This is a genomic window from Kitasatospora sp. NPDC002551, from assembly GCF_040296005.1.
Taxonomy (GTDB): Bacteria; Actinomycetota; Actinomycetes; order Streptomycetales; family Streptomycetaceae; genus Kitasatospora.
Genome location: NZ_JBEOWI010000007.1, coordinates 75,800 through 92,177 on the forward strand (window position 1 = coordinate 75,800; position 16,378 = coordinate 92,177).

A 16,378-nucleotide genomic window follows, 5' to 3' on the forward strand; every position below is an offset into this window, starting at 1 on the left:
TCCGTAGTCCTCGACGGTGCCCGGCGGTGGTCCACCGGGCGCGGGGCCGCTCGCCCCTCCCCGGGCACTCCGACTCGCCCGGCGGACGGGCGCCGGGCTCACGGTTGCGGGGTCAGCGCCGGATTCGCACCGGCTTTCCCCGGAGGAGGGGCGGATGGAGTTGTCCTGCCCGTCGACTTTAGCCGCCGGGCCGGTCGCCGCGGAGCCGTCCGGGTGAGAACAGGTTCCAGTTCGCCCGCCGCCTCAGGGCAGCGTGAGCAGCCGGGCCGCGGTGTGGAGGTCGGCCCGCACCTCGGCGATCGAGGCGCGGCCGGAGAGCCAGGCGACCAGCGCCGCGTGCCAGGTGTGCTCGATCACCCGGACGGCGGCGCGCTGCGCCTCGGTGGGCGGTCCGGACTGCCCGATGGCGTCCAGGATGAGCTGTCCGGTGGCGGCGGAGACCTGGTCCACCTCGGCGCTCACCGAGCGGTCGGCGAACGACAGCGCGCGGACCATCGCCTCGGCCAGCAGCGGCTCGCGCTGCAGCGCGTGGAACGCCCGGGTGAGCGTCTCGGCGACCCGCGGCGCCGGCTCGGCCTCGGCCGGTGGGTGCCGCCGGACCTGCTCCTGCAGGCCGCGCAACTGCTCCAGCATCACCGCCACCAGCAGGTGCACCTTGGACGGGAAGTACCGGTAGAGCGTGCCCAGGGCCACCTGCGCGCCCTCCGCGACCTCCCGCATCTGGACGGCGTCGTACCCGCCGCGCGCGGCCAGCGCGGTCGCGGTCCGCAGGATCCGCCGGCGCCGCTCCGCCTGCCGGGCGGTGAGCTGCGGTTCCTGAGGTGTCGGCAGCGGCGGCGGGGGCGACGGTGCCTGCGGCGACGGCGGTGACGGGGGTGACGGGGGTGAGGGCGGTGACGATGACGACGGCAAGGACGCTCCCGGGCGTGGCGCGAATCACCAGCCCTGGATCCTGAGCGCAAGCTACGGGCCGGTATCTTCGAGGTCTCTCATTGTTCACATGGTCACCGGTGGACTCCACGCCCACTGAAACCTGATCTACTTTATCGACCGGCAGCACAGACAGCAGCAGAGATGAGGGCCGACGATGACCGCGCAGCCGCTGCGGATTGCCCTGCTCTCGTACCGCGGCGACCCGTTCTGCGGCGGCCAGGGCGTGTACGTACGGCACCTCTCCCGTGAGCTGGCCCGCCTCGGCCACCACGTGGACGTGATCGGCGCCCAGCCCTACCCCGTCCTGGACGAGGTCGAGGGCCCGGGCTCGGTCCGGCTGGTCGAACTGCCCAGCCTCGACCTCTACCGGGCCGACGACCCCTTCCGCACCCCGGCGCGCGAGGAGTACCGGGGGCCGGTCGACGTCCTGGAGTACCTGACCATGCGCACCGGCGGCTTCCCCGAGCCGCTGACCTTCTCGCTGCGGGCCCGCCAGTACCTGGCCCGCCACCGCGGCCGCTACGACGTCGTGCACGACAACCAGACGCTCGGCTACGGCCTGCTCGGCCTGGCCCGGCACGGCTTCCCGCTGGTCACCACGATCCACCACCCGATCACGGTGGACCGGCGGGTCGAACTGGACGCGGCCACCAGCCGGCTGAAGCGGCTGTCGCTGCGCCGCTGGTACGCCTTCACCCGGATGCAGCGCCGGGTCGCCGCCCGGCTGGACCACATCATCACCGTCTCCGGCACCTCCCAGCGCGAGATCGCCGAGCACCTGGGCGCCGCGCCGCACGCCGTCTCGGTGGTCCCGGTCGGCGCCGACACCCGGCTCTGGTCGCCCTCGGACACGGTGGCGCGGGTGCCCGGCCGGATCGTCACCACCTCCAGCGCGGACGTCCCGCTGAAGGGCCTGGTGCACCTGGTCGGCGCGCTCGCCAAGGTCCGCACCGAACGGGACGCGCACCTGGTCGTGGTCGGCAAGCCGCAGAAGGAGGACGGCCCGATCGCCCGCGCGGTGCGCTCCTTCGGGCTGGAGCGGCACATCGAGTTCCGGCACGGCCTGACCGACCAGGAGCTGGTGGACCTCTACCGCTCGGCCGAGGTGGCCTGCGTGCCGTCGCTCTACGAGGGCTTCTCCCTGCCGGCCGCCGAGGCGATGGCCACCGGCACGCCGCTGGTCGCCACCACCGGCGGGGCGATCCCCGAGGTCGCGGGGCCGGACGGCGAGAGCTGCCTGGCGGTGCCCCCGGGCGACGCGGACGCACTGGCGTCGGCGCTCGGCCGGCTGCTGGACGACCCGGGGCTGCGCGCCGCGCTCGGCGCGGCGGGCCGGGAGCGGGTGCTCGCCCGGTTCACCTGGGAGCGCGCCGCCGAGCTGACCGTCGAGAGCTACCGGGCCGCGATCGCCACCGGGACCGGGGGCGCGGCCCGCTCCGGCCCGGGCTGGCGCTACGTGGCCTGACGGTGTCCGCGGCGAGCGGCCCGGCGGCGACCGGCCGCACCCGCTCCGCCGGGCGGCGCGCGCACCGCCCGGTCCGCCCCGCACGCCCCGTATGCCCCGTACGCCCCCGCGATTTCTCTGACTCGGCGTCAGGAACCTTGGGTACCGAAGGAATGGGAGTCCGCAGTGCTGACCGTTGATTTCTCGCGCTTCCCGCTCGCCCCCGGCGACCGGGTGCTCGACCTGGGCTGCGGCGGGGGGCGGCACGCGTTCGAGTGCTACCGGCGCGGGGCCAACGTGGTCGCCCTCGACCAGAACGCCGAGGAGATCGCCGAGGTCAGGAAGTGGTTCGCCGCCATGGAGCAGGCCGGTGAGGCGCCGCAGGGCGCGTCCGCGGTCGCGATGGAGGGCAACGCGCTGGCCCTGCCGTTCGAGGACGACCACTTCGACAAGATCATCATCTCCGAGGTGATGGAGCACATCCCGGACGACAAGGGCGTGCTCACCGAGATGTTCCGGGTCCTCAAGCCCGGCGGACTGCTCGCCGTCACCGTGCCGCGCTGGCTGCCCGAGAAGATCTGCTGGGCGCTCTCCGACGAGTACCACGAGGTCGAGGGCGGCCACATCCGGATCTACCGGGGCGACGAACTGCTCGACAAGCTCAAGGACGCCGGCCTGGAGCCCTACGGCACCCACCACGCGCACGCGCTGCACTCGCCGTTCTGGTGGATCAAGTGCGCGGTCGGCGTGAACAACGACAAGGCGCTGCCGGTCAAGGCCTACCACCAGCTGCTGGTCTGGGACATCGTCGGCACCCCCGTCATCAGCACCCTCACCAAGGCCGCCGAGCGGGCGCTCAACCCGGTCATCGGCAAGAGCTTCGTCGCCTACGCCTCCAAGCCCCACCGGCCCGGGGCCGACCGCGGCGCGGCGGGGGCTTCGGACACGGCGGGCACGGCGGGCACGGCGGAGCGGGCAGCGGGCGGGACCGAGTGACCGCCGCCGTCCCGGAGGTCCTGCTGCTCGACGGGGTGCTCGACGCCGAACAGGCCGCCGGCACCGTCCGCAGCATCCTCGCCGAGCAGCAGCCCGACGGCGCCATACCGTGGTTCCGCGGCCACCACCTCGACCCCTGGGACCACACCGAGGCGGCGATGGCGCTGGACACCGCCGGGGAGCACGCCGCCGCCGAGGCCGCCTACCGGTGGCTGGCCGGGCGCCAGAACCCGGACGGCTCCTGGTACGCCGCCTACGCCTACGGCCTGCCCGACCACGCCGACGGCGCGGTCTGCAACCCGGCCAAGGAGACCAACTTCTGCGCCTACGTGGCCGTCGGCGTCTGGCACCACCACCTCTCCACCGGCGACGACGCCTTCCTGGAGTGGATGTGGCCCACCGTCCGGCGGGCGCTGGACTTCATCGTCGCCCAGCGGCTGCCCGGCGGTCCGATCGCCTGGCGGGTCGACGAGCACGGCGCGGCCACCGACGAGGCGCTGCTCACCGGCTCGTCCAGCATCCTGCACGCGCTGCGCTGCGGACTGGCCGTCGCCGACTACCTGGAGGAGCCGCAGCCCGACTGGGAGCTCGCGGCCGGCCGGCTGCGGCACGCCGTCACCCACCACCCCGAGCGGTTCCTCGACAAGGACCGCTACTCGATGGACTGGTACTACCCGGTGCTCGGCACCGCGCTGCGCGGCCCGGCCGCGCTGGAGCGGATCGCCCGGGACTGGGACCGCTTCGTCGTCCCCGGCCTCGGCGTGCGCTGCGTCAGCGACCGGCCCTGGGTCACCGGCGGCGAGAGCGCCGAGCTGGCCATGGCGCTCTGGGCGGTCGGCGAGTCCGACCGCGCGGTGGACATCCTGCGCTGGATCCAGCGCCACCTGCGGCACAGCGACGGCTCGTACTGGACCGGGTACGTGTTCGAGGACGACGCGATCTGGCCCGAGGAGCGCACCACCTGGACGGCGGGGGCGCTGCTGCTCGCCGTCGCGGCGCTCGGCGGCGACCCGGCGACGGTGGCGGTGTTCGGCGGGGAGGAGCTGCCGGCCGGGCTGGTGGTCCAGGACTGCTGCTGAACCGCGCTTGCCGTACGTACGCCGAAGGGGCGGGACCGGATCTCTCCGGTTCCCGCCCCTTCGGCGTACGTACGGGGTACCCGCGGGATCAGCCGCGCTGGATGCCCGAGGTGTCCGCGAGCACGCCCTGGGTGCCGTCCTGCAGCTGGGCGACCAGCGCGGTGCCGCGCTGCTCGACCGCCAGGTACCAGGTGCCCGGGACGAGCTCGCCGACCGGGGCGCCGGCCGGGTTGTCCTTCGGGGCCAGCTGACGCGGCGCCGGGACAGCGAACCAGAACGGGGCGAAGTCGGCCGCCGGGGCCGTCTGGGCCGGCTGCGGCTGCGCGGCCTGCTGGACGGAGGCCTGACGGGCGGCCTCGGCCTCGGCGGCCTGCGCGGCAGCGGCCTGCTGGGCGGCGACGTCCTGCGGCTGGCCCGGGACGGGCTGGTGCTGGCCGGCCTGCGGGGCCGGGTAGCCGTAGCCGGCGGGCTGGCCGCCGAACGCCGGGGACGCCTGGTTCGGGTCCTGGCCCGGGGCCGGGTAGCCGTAGTGGCCCTGCTGGCCGGGCTGGCCGACCTGGCCGGGGGCCGGGTAGCCACCGGCCGGGAAGGCGGCGGGGGCGGCCGGGCGGTCGGTGACCAGCGGGGTCTTGAGCACCGGGATCAGCTGACCGCCGGCGGCGGCGCCGGCCAGCACGATCAGCGCGACGACGGCGAGCCAGGCGCCGATGCCGTGGTCGATGCCCTCCAGGCCGCCGCCGAGCGACCACAGCGCGGCCCAGAGCGCGGCCACCGAGAAGGCGATGCCCCACTGGTCCAGGCGCAGGCCGAGGATCTGGCGGTTCGCGGCCGCCTGGCCCTGGAAGCGCTGGACCAGGATCAGGGCCGCGGCGAGGATGCCGAGCAGGAAGACCGAGGGAAGGACGGGGAACAGGACGCTGTCCCAGGCGTTCGTCGAGGTGTCGCCGCAGTACTTGCTCTTGCAGTCGACGGTCCAGTACGGCAGGAAGGAGGCGATGAAGAGCAGGACGGCCGCACCTGCGACGGCGGCGTCTCCCTTGGTGAGAGCGCGCAGATTCACTAACGTTCCCCTCGTTGGTGTGTCGTGGTCGGCGGTTTTCGTTTCGGCGCTCGGCCGGTGTGCTGTCGGCGCCCGCCCGCCCGGTCGACTGACCGGCCGGAAAACCCCGAACGGACCAGAAGCCTAGGGCCAACGGCCGCACGGGTGCACGGCAGGGCACGGGTACGGGGCGAAGTCGTTGCAAATCACGCGGTTGCGACCACGCCGGTTCCGGTCCCGGCCGCCGGGCTCCGGCGGGGTTCCTACCGGGTGGTCAGGAACGCCGTCAGCGCGTCGGCGATCCCCTGGGCGGCCTGCTGGCGCCACTGAGGATCCGTCATCCGGCGGGCGTCCGCCGGGTTGCGCATGTTACCGCACTCGATGAACACCTTGGGGACGGTCGAGAGGTTGAGTCCGCCGAGGTCGGAGCGGGTGTCCAGGCCCTGGCTCGCGGTGTAGTCGGCGTACGGCTCGCCGGTCGCCGTGTGGAAGTTCTCACGCAGCAGCAGGCCGAGCCGGTGCGAGGGGTCGACGATCGCGGAGGTGTTCGCCCGGCCCGCGACCACCTTGGCGGGCATGATCACGTGGAAGCCGCTGCCGCTCGCCGGGCCGCCGTCGCCGTGCACCGAGACCGCCGCGTCGGCGTGGGCGGTGTTGCCGATCCGGGCGCGCTCGTCGATGCACGGCCCCCAGGGGCGGTCGCCGTCGTGGACCAGCACCACGGTGGCGCCCCGGGCGGCGAGGATCGCGCGGGCCCGGTGGACCACGTCGAGGGAGTACTCGGCCTCGGTGTAGCCGGCGTTGGTGGCGGTGCCGGTGGTGTCGCACTCCTTGCGGGCGTTGCCGATGTCGACCTTGCGGTTGATCTCGGTGGTGTGGGCGGAGTTCCCGGTGTTGTGGCCCGGGTCGAGCAGGACGGTGCGGCCGGCCAGGGTGGTGGCGGTGGGGGCGGCGGGCGCCGGGACGGGGGCGGCGGGGTCGGCCGGGGTGCCGGCCGCGGTCGCGCCCGGGGTGGCCGGGGTGGCCTGGGTGGTGGGCGCGCCCTGGGCGGTGGGGCCGGTGGCCGGCGGGGCGGCGTCGGGCGTGTCGGGGCCGGGGCCGCCGACGGCCTGCCAGCCCAGCCAGCCGACCAGGCCGAGCGGGGCCAGGACGCCGACCACGGTCGCGGTGCGCCGGAGGGCGGAGCGGCGCCGGGGGCCGGCGGTGGCGGCGGTGGGGGCGTCGGGGCCGTCGGGGGGCGCGGGGGCCGTGGTGTCGACCGGGTCGACCGGCTCGGTGGGGCGGCGGGTGGTGCGTGTCACGGGTGGGTCAGATCCGGTCCTGGGTACGGGCGGTGAGTCCGAACTGGTCGGCGATCGTCCGCCACTTCGTCACGAAGTCCTTCTTCGCCTGGGTGGCCTGCGGGTTGAGCTCGTCGGCGCGCTTCTTGTCGGCGGTGTTCGGGGCGGAACCCGAGCAGCCCTGGGTGGCGACCGTCCGGGCCCAGCTCGCGTACGCCCGGTCGATGTCGGCGGACAGTTGCCAGGCGGACTTCAGCGACTGTACGGCGTCCGCGCCGCCCGGCAGGTCGGTGACACTCAGGGTGGCCAGCTTGGTGAGCAACTGGTCGCGCTGCTTGGCGCCGTTGTCGAAGGTCTGGGCGGCGGACTCGATGTCGGGCTTGGCCGGGCAGCTGTTCACCTTGGCGACCGCGCTGCCGATCGGGGCCTTGGCGCCCTCGCCCTGGGTGAGCAGCTCGTCCAGCGCCTTGGCCTGGGACTGCGCGTTGGGACCGCCGGCGGTCTCGGTCGGGCTGGGGGTCGCGCTCGCCGTGGCGGCGTCGGACGCCCCCGGGGTCGGCGCGCCGGCCGAACCGTCGGGGGCCGGGGCGGGCGGCGGGTTCCCGGACGCGTCGGCGCTGCCGGTGGCGGCGGCGGACGGGGTCGCGGGGCCGGCCTGGTCGGTGCCGGAGCCCTTGTCCCGGACGGCCCAGAGGATGCCGCCGCCCAGGGCCAGCACGAAGAGCAGGGCGAAGGCGATCAGCAGCGGTGCGCGCTTGCTGGCGGTGCCGCCCTCGTCGTCGGGCTCGGCGTAGGCGGTCGGGTAGTCGGGGTGGTAAGGCGCCGCTTGGTCGTACTGGTCGTAGCCGGGCTGGTCGTAGCCCGGTTGGGGGTGGCCGGGGTGGCCGGGGTGGTTGTACGGGGCCTGGGCGCCGTAGCCCTGCTGGGGCGGGGGCGGGTAGGCGGCCTGCTGCGGCGGCTGGTGGGGTGCGCCGTACGGCGGGCCGCCGGCCGGGGCGGCCTGCGGGAACGCCGGGCCGGGCCGTGGCGGCACCGGGTGTGGCGGAGCGGGCTGCGGCGGCACCGGTTGCGGGATGACGGCCGTCGGGGCGTCGTCGGCGGGCGGTCCGGCCGGCGACCGCAGGGGGTAGGACGGCGCGGCGGGCGCGGTCGGGGCGGTGGGCGGCGGGGCGGGGGCGGCCGGCGCGGAGGGCTGCTGGGGACCGCGCACCCAGCCGCCCGCACCGCCCCGGGCGGTCGGGTCCCAGACCGCCGGAGCGGTGTTCTGCTGGTCCGTCATCTGTGCTGGCCCCCACGGTCGGCCCGGGTGCGCTCCGCCCGGATGTTCTGCTGGTGTCATGCGGCCGTGCCGCGATCGCGGGCGTCCGCGACCGCGCGGACACCGTACCGTTCGCGCCCCCGCCCGACAGCCCCGGCACGACGTTAGAGCATCCGTGATCGCCGTGGGGCGGGTCGGCCGATTCCGGACGCTGTGCGGGGGCCTGGGGGTCTGGGGGGTGCGGGGGTGCGGGGGCGGTGCCGGACGGCTCAGGCGGCGGCGCGGCGGCGCAGGACGCGCAGCGAACCGGTCACCGAGACCTCCTCGAAGCCCTCGGCGAGCGCCCGCAGGTAGACCCGGTAGGGGGCCTGGCCGCCGTCGGCCGGGTCGGGAAAGACGTCGTGGACCACCAGCAGGCCCTCGGGCGCCAGATGCGGCGCCCAGCCCTCGTAGTCGGCGGTGGCGTGCTCGTCGGTGTGGCCGCCGTCGATGAAGACCAGAGCGAGCCGGCCGCCCCACAGGGCCGCGATCTGCGGCGAGCGGCCGACCAGGGCGACCACGTGCTCCTCCAGGCCGGCCGCGTGCAGGGTGCGGCGGAACCGGGGGAGGGTGTCCATCCGGCCGACCTCCGGGTCGACCAGCGTCGGGTCGTGGTACTCCCAGCCGGGCTGCTGCTCCTCGGAGCCGCGGTGGTGGTCGACGGTCAGCGCCACCGTGCCGGTCTCCCGGGCGGCGGCGGCCAGCAGGATCGCGGAGCGGCCGCAGTAGGTGCCGATCTCCAGCACGGGCAGCCCACCGGTCCGGCGCGCGGCGGTCACGGCGGCGGCGTACAGCGCGAGGCCCTCGTCGACGGGCATGAACCCGGTCGCGTCCTCGAACGCGGCCAGCACCTCGGGCTGGGGGCGCGTGGTCTCCAGGAGGTCGGACATGGTGCTGCTCCTCGGCGGGGGTGGTCCAGTGTTCCTGCTCGCCGTCGGACCCTACTCGACGGTACGCTCCGCCCTCGCCGCTGCCCCGTGCCCGCCCCCTCGCCGTGCCCGGCGCTCGCCGCTGCCCCGTGCCCGGCGCTCGCGGGTGCTCCGGCCTCGCGCCCCCTCGCCGTGCCCGGCCCCGCGCCGTGCCCCGGCGCTCGCCGCTGCCCCGTGCCCGCCCCGACGCCGTCCTCACCCTCGCCGCTGCCAGCCCTCCCGCCCTCCCGGCCGCTTCCAGAGCCTGCGTGCCGTCCTCGGGCGCAGCCGTAGCGCTTGCTGCCGCCACCGGCGCTGGGCGGCAGGAATATGCAGACCGGTCTACCTATCTCGCACGAAATATGTAGGCCGGTCTAGATACGCCGACCAGTTACTCCACTAAATAAGTAGACCGACCGACATATTCCTGCTGATACGGCCCCCACCCGGAGAAGCCTCCCGGAGTAGGAAGTCGGCCGGTCCGACTTCCTGCTCCGGGCCGACGGCCACCTCGCTCAGCCGGCGAGGAGGGTGCGGGCGATGCGGGTGCGGTGCGGGGCGAGTTCGGCGGCGATGGTGGTGGCCTCGCTCCGTGGGCAGGTGACGGTGGCCGGCAGCGGCGGGCGCTGGGCGATGAGCGCGAGCCGCAGGTGGGTCGGCGGGTGCGAGGCGTCCACGGCGTGCCCGTCCTGCCGCGAGCGGCGGAGCAGCCGCTCACGCTCCAGCGGCGGAATCGCGGCCAGGTGCTCGCGCAGTTGCGGCCAGAGCGCGTCGGCGTCCGGCCCCGCGGCGGCGTCCCGCCGGCCGGACCGCGGCCGCGACTGGATCTCGGCGCGCAGCCGCATGGTCACCGTCCCGGCCGCCGGGCCGAGCAGCAGCGTCCGCAGAAGTCCGCCCGCCGCCTCGGAGGACGCGACCCGCGCGCCGAGCCCGTCGGCCCGGTACTCGGCCTCCTGCCCGGCCCGCGCCGTGAGCCGGTCGAGCAACAGGTACGCCCGGTACGGCAGCCGGCTGACGAGGTGCAGGAAGGCGTTGCCCAGGTAGTCCCCGATCAGCGACAGCAGCGCGACCACGCCGTACCCGCCCCTGGTCCGCTCGCGCGGCCGGGCGAGGTCGTACCAGTGCGCCAGCGCCCGCATCGCCGAGCCGAGCCACAGGCCGCGCCGGTTGTCGCCGTTGACCCGGTGCGCGATCTCGTGGCCGAGCAGCGCGATCCGCTGCCGGTCGTCCAGCGCCTCCCACAACGGCAGCCCCAGCGTGAGCACCGACGTCCGGCGCAGCCCCACCACCGCCATGCTCGCGTTGAAGTCCTCGTCGACCCGGATCACCCCGACCGGCGGCGCCCCGAGTTCGGCGGCGACCCGGTCGGCCAGCCCGTACAGTGCGGGGGCATCGGCCCGGCTCAGCACGCCCGCGCCGCTCGGCACCCGGCCGAGCCGAGGCCGGAGCAGGAAGGCGACCGCGAGGAGGAGGGCGCCCAGGCAGCGCAGCGGCGTGTTGCCGGTGACGAGCAGCCAGAGGGCGGCCCCCGCCACGACGACGGTGACGGCGTGGACCGGGGCGGCGAGGGCCGAGGCGGCGAGCCAGTCCCGCCGGGTGGTGCCGGTGCGGCCGGCCACGACCTCCTCGAACAGTCGCTCGGTCCGCTCGGACGCCGCCCGTTCCCGCGCCACGACCTTGGCGTTCTTGGCGCACTCCTCGGCGGCCTCCTCCGCGGGAACGAGGTTCCACTCGCACGCCGGGCACCAGGCGGTGAACCGGGGATCGGGGTCGATCGCCGCGGAGCACGCCGGGCAGGGGCGCGGACGGTCGGAGGAGGCGGACGGTGGCGGCGACGTCGGCGACGGCGCGGGCGCGGGCGCTGACGACAGGGAAGCGGCGGGGTTCGGCATGACGGAGGATCATGCCAGGTGCGGCGGACGGGGGCGCTCCGTTTTCCACCGGGCCTGACCGGCCGGGTGGAACACGTTCTACTCGGCCCCGGCGCGCCGTGCCAGAATCGGCCCGACCAGCGATCCGCGACGGACCCGGGAGCAGCCCCCATGCGCGCAGCCATCCTGCACAGGACAGGTCAGGAGACGCTCGACGTCCGCGACGACGTCGAGGCCGTGGGCTTCGGCCCCGGCAAGGTGCGGGTCCGGCTGCGCGCCGCCAGCCTCTGCCACTCCGACCTCTCGGCGATGAGCGGCGTCCTGCCCCAGCCCGCGCCGTTCGTCCCCGGGCACGAGGGCGCCGGGGACGTCGTCGAGGTCGGCGAGGGCGTGACGGACGTCGCCGTCGGCGACCGCGTCGTGCTCTGCTGGATGGCGCCCTGCGGCCGGTGCGCGCACTGCGAACGCGGCCGCTCGCACCTCTGCGTGGCCAGCCTGCGGCGGCTCGGCGCGCCCGGCTTCCGCTTCGACGGGACGGAGGCGTCCGGCTTCTACGGCACCGGCACCTTCGCCGAGGAGGTCGTGGTGGAGCGCGAGGCGGTGGTCCCGGTGCCCGCCGACCTGCCGTACGAGCTGGCCGCGCTGATCGGCTGCGGCGTGACCACCGGCGTCGGCGCGGCCGTCCACACCGCCCGGGTCGAGCCCGGCGCGTCGGTCGCGGTGATCGGCGCCGGCGGTGTGGGCGTCGCGGCCGTGCAGGGCGCGCGGGTCTGCGGCGCGGGCCGGATCGCGGTGGTCGACCCGGTGGTCTCCCGCCGCGAGCGGGCGCTGGCCTTCGGCGCGACCGAGGCGCTCGCCCCCGAGGAGCTCAAGGCGGTGGCGAAGGGGCTGGAGGGCGGCGGGTTCGACTACGTCTTCGAGGCGGTCGGCCGCTCCGCCACCGTCCGGGCCGGGTACGGCGCGACGCGGCGCGGCGGCGCGCTCGTGGTGATCGGTGCCGGGGCGCAGGACGACCTCGCGAGCTTCAGCATGGGCGAGCTGTTCTTCAACGAGAAGCGGCTGCTGCCCTCGCTCTACGGCGGGGCGCCGCTGGCGCGCACCGTCGCGCTGGTGGTGGAGCTGTGGCGGGCCGGGCGGATCGACCTTGCGGGGATGATCACGCACCGGGTCGGGCTGGCGGACGTCAACGACGCGCTCGCGCAGATGCGCAGCGGCGAGGCGCTGCGGACCGTGGTGACGCTGGGCTGAGTGTGCTGCGGGGCTGAGCGCCGGGCCCCGCCGGATGTTCCGGCGGGGCCCCACGGCGGGTCGCTCAGCCCTGTTCGGCCGCGGCGCGGTGGCGGCCGTGCGGGTCGACCTCGGGGCTGTCGTCGGCGGCGGACCGGCCGCGGTGGCGACCGTGCGACGCGGTGTCCTCGGCCGTGGTCCCGTCGGCGTCGGTCCCGTGGACGGGTCCGGTGGTGTCGGTGAGGGTGTCGGACATCAGAATCGTCTTTTCCTTGCGAGGGTGCAGGTGTTTCGGCGCCCGGCCGGCACATCGAGGGCGCGGTCGGGGCGTGGCCGGCGGTCGCGGCCCGCACCCCGGCCGCCACCTTAACCGCCGGAGCGGGCGAGATCCTATCGAGATCATGACGGCCGTCCGGGGACCGGCGCGGCCCCGGACGGTCCCGGGCGTGCCGGTGACGCCGCCCCCAGCCAGTGGCCGACCAGCTCGCGGTAGAGCGGTGCGAGCACCTGGAGGTCGCCGTGCCGGGCGAGCACCCCGCGACCGCCGTCCAGCAGCAGGACGCGGTCGGCCCGCAGCGCCGAACTGATCCGGTGCGCCACGACGACGAGTGTGCCGGGCCGCTCGGCGAACGCCCGCTCGACCCGTTCCTCCGCCGCCGCGTCCAGCCGGCAGGTGGCCTCGTCGAGGACGACGACCGGTGCGGGGGAGAGGTAGGTCCGTACCAGGGCGATCAGTTGACGCTCACCGGCGGACAGTGCGGCCGGGTCGCCGATCCGGGCATCCGGGCCGCCGAGCCGGGTGAGCAGCTCGCCGGCGCCCAAGAGGTCTGCGATGGAGGTGAGTTGGCGGTCCGTGGGCGGTGCCTCGGCGAGCCAGGCGAGGTTCTCGCGGACGGTCCCCGGGAAGACGTACGCCTCCTGCGGCAACAGGGCCACCAGGCGGGCGCGTTCGGGCCCGGGCAGGGTGTGCGGGTGGACGCCTCCCACCGTCACCGCGCCGGACGACGGGGTGAGCGCGCCCGCGAGCAGCGCGGCCAGTGTGGACTTCCCGGTGCCGCTCGGGCCGACCACGGCCAGGTGCTCGCCCGGCTCCGGCGCCAGCTCCAGTTCGGTGAACAGGGGCTCGGCGTGCGGGCCGTGGGCGTAACCGAGGGCGGTGACGCGCAGCACGGGTGGCCGGCCGGCGGGTGCGGCCGTCGCCGTCGGGGATGGGGGCGTCGGTGCGGGCGGGGGCGCGGTCGCGGTGGTGAGCCGGTCCAGGACGACCGAGAGGTTCAGCAGCCAGCCGCCCACCGTTCCGGCCAGGGTCCGTACGGCCGGGTCGAGTTGTTGCAGCAGGTAGGTGGCGGTGCCCAGCAGTTCCCCGGCGGTGAGACCGCCCCCGTCCACCAGCCAGGGCGCTGCGGCGACCACCGCCAGGACGGGCAGCCGCCCGCCGAGCGTGACCACCAGCGACCGCAGCGCCGCCGCCCGCCCGAGCGCCCGCGAGGCTGCGGCGCTCTCGGCTGCCGCCTCGGCCAGTGCCTCGGCCGTCCGCCGCTGTGCCCCGGTCGCCTGTACGTCGCGCAGCCCGTTCAGCGTGCGGCCGGCCTCGGCCGCCAACCGCTCCTCGGCCAGCACGACCGCCCTCCGCCGCTGCACCAGCGGTCGTAGCAGCCGGGCGAACAGGGCCGCCGCCGCGAGCAACGGCAGCAGGACCAGCGGCAGTGCGGCCGGGGCGAGCACCGCCAGCCCGACCAGCGCGGCGACCAGGGTGACCCCCACCCCACGCAGTGTGCGGAGCAGCGTCGCGGTCAACTGCCGTACCGACTCGACCTGTTCGGTCAGTCGCGCGAGATCGGCCGGATCGGCGTACGGGCGGGCGAGCGCGGCCCGGACGACCCGGGCCACCAGCGCGTCCCGCAGCGGCTCGACCACCGCCGCGAGATGCGGGAACCCGGCCCGTGCCGCATACGCCCGCACCCCGGTCGCCACCCCGAACCCCGCGAGCCATCCCACCCCGACCGCCGTCCGCCCGGCCAGGAACCCCCGGTCCACGGCGGCCGACACCATCAGCCCCGACAGCACCACCGGGACCGCCTCCACGACCGACCATCCGGCCAGCCGCACCAGCGCTCCCCGGGAACCCGCGAGCTGCCGCCCGAGCAACATCCACCCCGGCGAGCGCCACGACCCGAGGACCCGCCGCCCGTCCCCCGGTCCACCACCGTGCCGCCCCACTACCTGCCCACCTCGTCCCGGACGGCCCGCAGCCGGGGCGGCGCCATGTGGATGGGGAGGTGCGGAGCGGAATGTCGGCGGGCCCGACTTCCCGCGCTGCGGGCGCCGACTGCCCCCTCACGTGCGAGCTGCCACGTGGGCGGCATTGGTGGAGTGGGAAGTCGGCGGGTCCGACTTCTCGCGTGGCGAGGGTTGGCCGGGACCTCGGGTGCGAGCTGCCACGTGGGCGGCGTCTGCGGAGTGGGAAGTCGGCGAGGCCGACTTTCCGTGTGGCGGCGGTTGGCTGCGGGCTCGGGTGTGCGCTGCCAGGTGGGCAGTGTCCGTGGAGGGGGGAGATGGCGGGGCATCAGGCGGCTGCCATGGTGAGGGTGGTCCCGGCGAGGGTGGTGCGGTAGTCGGGGTCGGGGAGCAGGTGGTGGTGGGGGGCCAGGGCGCGCAGGTGGCCGTTGTCGAGCCAGGCGACCAGGTCGGCGCGGGCGGCGGCGGTTTCGCGGTGGGCGACCACCAGACGGGTGCGGCCCCGGGTGGCCCGGTCCAGGGCCTCGCCGACCTGGTACTCGGTGGCGAGGTCGAGCCCCGAGGTGGCGTCGTCCAGCACCACCACCCGGGTGGGGTGGGCCAACAGGCGGGCGAGGCCGAGGCGTTGGAGTTCACCGCCGGAGAGCCGGAGCTCGTCCAGCGGGGTGTCCCAGCCGAGCGGCAGCCGCCGCAGGAAGCCGTCCGCGCGTGCGGCCGCCGCCTCCGCGGGGCCCGCGCCGTTCAGTGCCTCGCGCACCGTCCGGCCGACCAGGGACGGGCGGGCGAACGCGTAGCCGACGGCGTCGCGCAGCGCCCCGGGGGCGAGCGCCGTCACCGGGACGCCGTCGAGGAGGACGGTGCCCTCGTCGGGGTCGCGCAGCCGGCCCGGCAGGGCGGCCAGCAGCGACTTCCCGGAGCCCGACCGGCCCACGAGCGCGACCGTCGCCCCGCCGGGGAGGGTGAGGTCGAGGGGGCCGAGCAGCGTCCGACCGTCGTCGTCCCGCACCACGACGCCCTGGAAGACGAGGGTGCCGGGCCCGTCGGCGGGCGGTGCGGCGGTGCCGGCGGGGGCCGGTTCGAGGGCCAGCACCTCGTCCACCCGGGCCCGTCCGGCCCGGGCGTGCGCCACCCCGACCAGTGCCTCCACCTGCTCGAACAATCCGGCCCCGAGCGCCGCCCACCCGGCCGCCGCGGCCAGCCCGCCGGGAGCCAGCCGCCCGCCGGCCACCAGGGCGCCGGCGGTGGCCAGTACCGCCACCTCGACCACGGCGACCAGCACCATCGCCTGCCACGCCGTCCGCCGCTGCGCCGCCCAGAGCGCGTGCCCGGCCGCGGAGAGGTCCGCCAATGCGCCGCGCCCGAGCAGGCGGTCCGCCTCGCGGTGCCCGGCCCCGGCGGCGTGGATGCTGCGCAGACCGGCGAGGGCGGCGGTGAGGCGGGCGGCCAGGGCGGCCTGGGCCTCCTGGTAGCGGAGGAAGACGGGCCCGGCGTCCCGCAGGAAGAGCCGGATCAGTACGGCCCCGGGCAGCACCCCGCCGACGAAGGCGAGCGCCAGCCAGGGGGACAGCACCCCGAGCGCGACGATCGCCCCGAGCGAGCCGAGCAGCGCGGTGGCGGCCCCGAGGACGGCCGGCACCCGGCCACCGGCGTCCCCGGCGGAGCCGGTGAGGCGGGCGGCGAGGTCCCCGGGTGGCGGTCCGCCGCGGCCGAGCCGGCCGCCCGGGCCGAGCGCGAGCAGATGGCGGACGAGCCGGCCGCGCAGGTCGGCGGTGGCCTCGGCGGCGCACGCCGGACCGGCCGCGGCGGCGAGTGCGTCGGCGCCGGCGGCCGCGCCCAGGGCGAGGGCGAGCCGGAGCAGGGCGCCGGACCAGGCGCCGGCGGACGCCGAGCCGGAGCCGTGGTCGAGTGCGGTGTCGACGGCCCCGGCGAGGGCGGCCGGCAGAGCGAGCGCGGCGGCGGACCCGACGGGCAGCGCGACGGCCAGGACGGCGGTCCGGCCGGAGGGACGGCGGCGGGGCATGGGCGGTGGGCTTTCGTCGACGGGACGGAGGGGAAGAGGGGAGGGG

The 16,378-nt window shown here is 76.2% G+C and carries 13 protein-coding genes and 1 riboswitch; of the genes, 4 read left to right on the plus strand and 9 right to left on the minus strand.

Features of this window, described 5'->3' with window-relative positions:
* Positions 1–66: 66 nt before the first annotated feature.
* A riboswitch (cobalamin riboswitch) is annotated at positions 67–136 on the minus strand.
* A 107-nt stretch (positions 137–243) separates the two neighbouring features.
* Positions 244–831, minus strand: coding sequence for a TetR family transcriptional regulator (locus ABT093_RS09420; RefSeq protein WP_350562458.1), 588 nt, complete (start codon positions 829–831; stop codon positions 244–246).
* A gap of 256 nt (positions 832–1,087) precedes the next feature.
* Here ABT093_RS09420 and ABT093_RS09425 point away from each other — a divergent pair, with 256 nt between their 5' ends.
* From ABT093_RS09425 to ABT093_RS09435, 3 genes are all read left to right on the plus strand, one after another.
* Positions 1,088–2,398, plus strand: a complete 1,311-nt coding sequence (locus ABT093_RS09425) for a glycosyltransferase family 4 protein (protein ID WP_350562120.1) — start codon at positions 1,088–1,090, stop codon at positions 2,396–2,398.
* Positions 2,399–2,563: 165 nt separating this feature from the next.
* Entirely contained in the window at positions 2,564–3,373 is an 810-nt protein-coding gene (locus ABT093_RS09430; protein ID WP_350562122.1) for a class I SAM-dependent methyltransferase, read from the plus strand.
* Positions 3,370–4,452: a prenyltransferase gene (locus ABT093_RS09435; protein WP_350562124.1), complete on the plus strand. Its 1,083-nt coding sequence runs from the start codon at positions 3,370–3,372 to the stop codon at positions 4,450–4,452. Before ABT093_RS09430 ends, ABT093_RS09435 begins: the two co-directional genes overlap by 4 nt.
* Before the next feature lie 88 nt (positions 4,453–4,540).
* On the opposite strand, the gene ABT093_RS09440 is transcribed toward ABT093_RS09435, so the two are convergent.
* The 5 genes from ABT093_RS09440 to ABT093_RS09460 form a co-directional block, all read right to left on the minus strand.
* Positions 4,541–5,512: a hypothetical protein gene (locus ABT093_RS09440; RefSeq protein WP_350562126.1), complete on the minus strand. Its 972-nt coding sequence runs from the start codon at positions 5,510–5,512 to the stop codon at positions 4,541–4,543.
* Positions 5,513–5,754: 242 nt separating this feature from the next.
* The gene (locus ABT093_RS09445; RefSeq protein ID WP_350562128.1) at positions 5,755–6,792 is read right to left on the minus strand and encodes an N-acetylmuramoyl-L-alanine amidase; all 1,038 of its coding nucleotides are present in this window, start codon (positions 6,790–6,792) and stop codon (positions 5,755–5,757) included.
* A gap of 7 nt (positions 6,793–6,799) precedes the next feature.
* The gene (locus tag ABT093_RS09450; protein ID WP_350562130.1) at positions 6,800–8,050 is read right to left on the minus strand and encodes a hypothetical protein; all 1,251 of its coding nucleotides are present in this window, start codon (positions 8,048–8,050) and stop codon (positions 6,800–6,802) included.
* Between the two features lie 248 nt (positions 8,051–8,298).
* Positions 8,299–8,958: a class I SAM-dependent methyltransferase gene (locus ABT093_RS09455; protein WP_350562132.1), complete on the minus strand. Its 660-nt coding sequence runs from the start codon at positions 8,956–8,958 to the stop codon at positions 8,299–8,301.
* A gap of 533 nt (positions 8,959–9,491) precedes the next feature.
* The gene (locus ABT093_RS09460; protein ID WP_350562134.1) at positions 9,492–10,868 is read right to left on the minus strand and encodes a M48 family metallopeptidase; all 1,377 of its coding nucleotides are present in this window, start codon (positions 10,866–10,868) and stop codon (positions 9,492–9,494) included.
* A 150-nt stretch (positions 10,869–11,018) separates the two neighbouring features.
* Between ABT093_RS09460 and ABT093_RS09465 the strand changes: the two genes are divergently transcribed.
* Positions 11,019–12,095 carry an alcohol dehydrogenase catalytic domain-containing protein gene (locus ABT093_RS09465; RefSeq protein ID WP_350562136.1) on the plus strand — a complete coding sequence of 359 codons (1,077 nt, stop codon included), beginning with the start codon at positions 11,019–11,021 and terminating at the stop codon, positions 12,093–12,095.
* A 64-nt stretch (positions 12,096–12,159) separates the two neighbouring features.
* Here ABT093_RS09465 and ABT093_RS09470 read toward each other — a convergent pair whose 3' ends face one another.
* From ABT093_RS09470 to ABT093_RS09480, 3 genes are all read right to left on the minus strand, one after another.
* A complete protein-coding gene (locus tag ABT093_RS09470; protein WP_350562138.1) occupies positions 12,160–12,330 on the minus strand; it encodes a hypothetical protein in 171 nt (56 codons plus the stop codon).
* A gap of 143 nt (positions 12,331–12,473) precedes the next feature.
* A complete protein-coding gene (locus ABT093_RS09475) occupies positions 12,474–14,183 on the minus strand; it encodes an ATP-binding cassette domain-containing protein (RefSeq protein WP_350562140.1) in 1,710 nt (569 codons plus the stop codon).
* Positions 14,184–14,640: 457 nt separating this feature from the next.
* Entirely contained in the window at positions 14,641–16,332 is a 1,692-nt protein-coding gene (locus ABT093_RS09480) for an ATP-binding cassette domain-containing protein (RefSeq protein WP_350562142.1), read from the minus strand.
* Positions 16,333–16,378 lie beyond the last annotated feature (46 nt).

Bases quoted from the DNA above. Each gene is read 5' to 3' on its own strand.
- ABT093_RS09425 (WP_350562120.1), top strand. From the start codon at position 1,088: ATGACCGCGCAGCCGCTGCGGATTGCCCTGCTCTCGTACCGCGGCGAC.
- ABT093_RS09450 (WP_350562130.1), bottom strand. From the start codon at position 8,050: ATGACGGACCAGCAGAACACCGCTCCGGCGGTCTGGGACCCGACCGCC.
- ABT093_RS09455 (WP_350562132.1), bottom strand. From the start codon at position 8,958: ATGTCCGACCTCCTGGAGACCACGCGCCCCCAGCCCGAGGTGCTGGCC.
- ABT093_RS09460 (WP_350562134.1), bottom strand. From the start codon at position 10,868: ATGCCGAACCCCGCCGCTTCCCTGTCGTCAGCGCCCGCGCCCGCGCCG.
- ABT093_RS09465 (WP_350562136.1), top strand. From the start codon at position 11,019: ATGCGCGCAGCCATCCTGCACAGGACAGGTCAGGAGACGCTCGACGTC.
- ABT093_RS09470 (WP_350562138.1), bottom strand. From the start codon at position 12,330: ATGTCCGACACCCTCACCGACACCACCGGACCCGTCCACGGGACCGAC.
- ABT093_RS09480 (WP_350562142.1), bottom strand. From the start codon at position 16,332: ATGCCCCGCCGCCGTCCCTCCGGCCGGACCGCCGTCCTGGCCGTCGCG.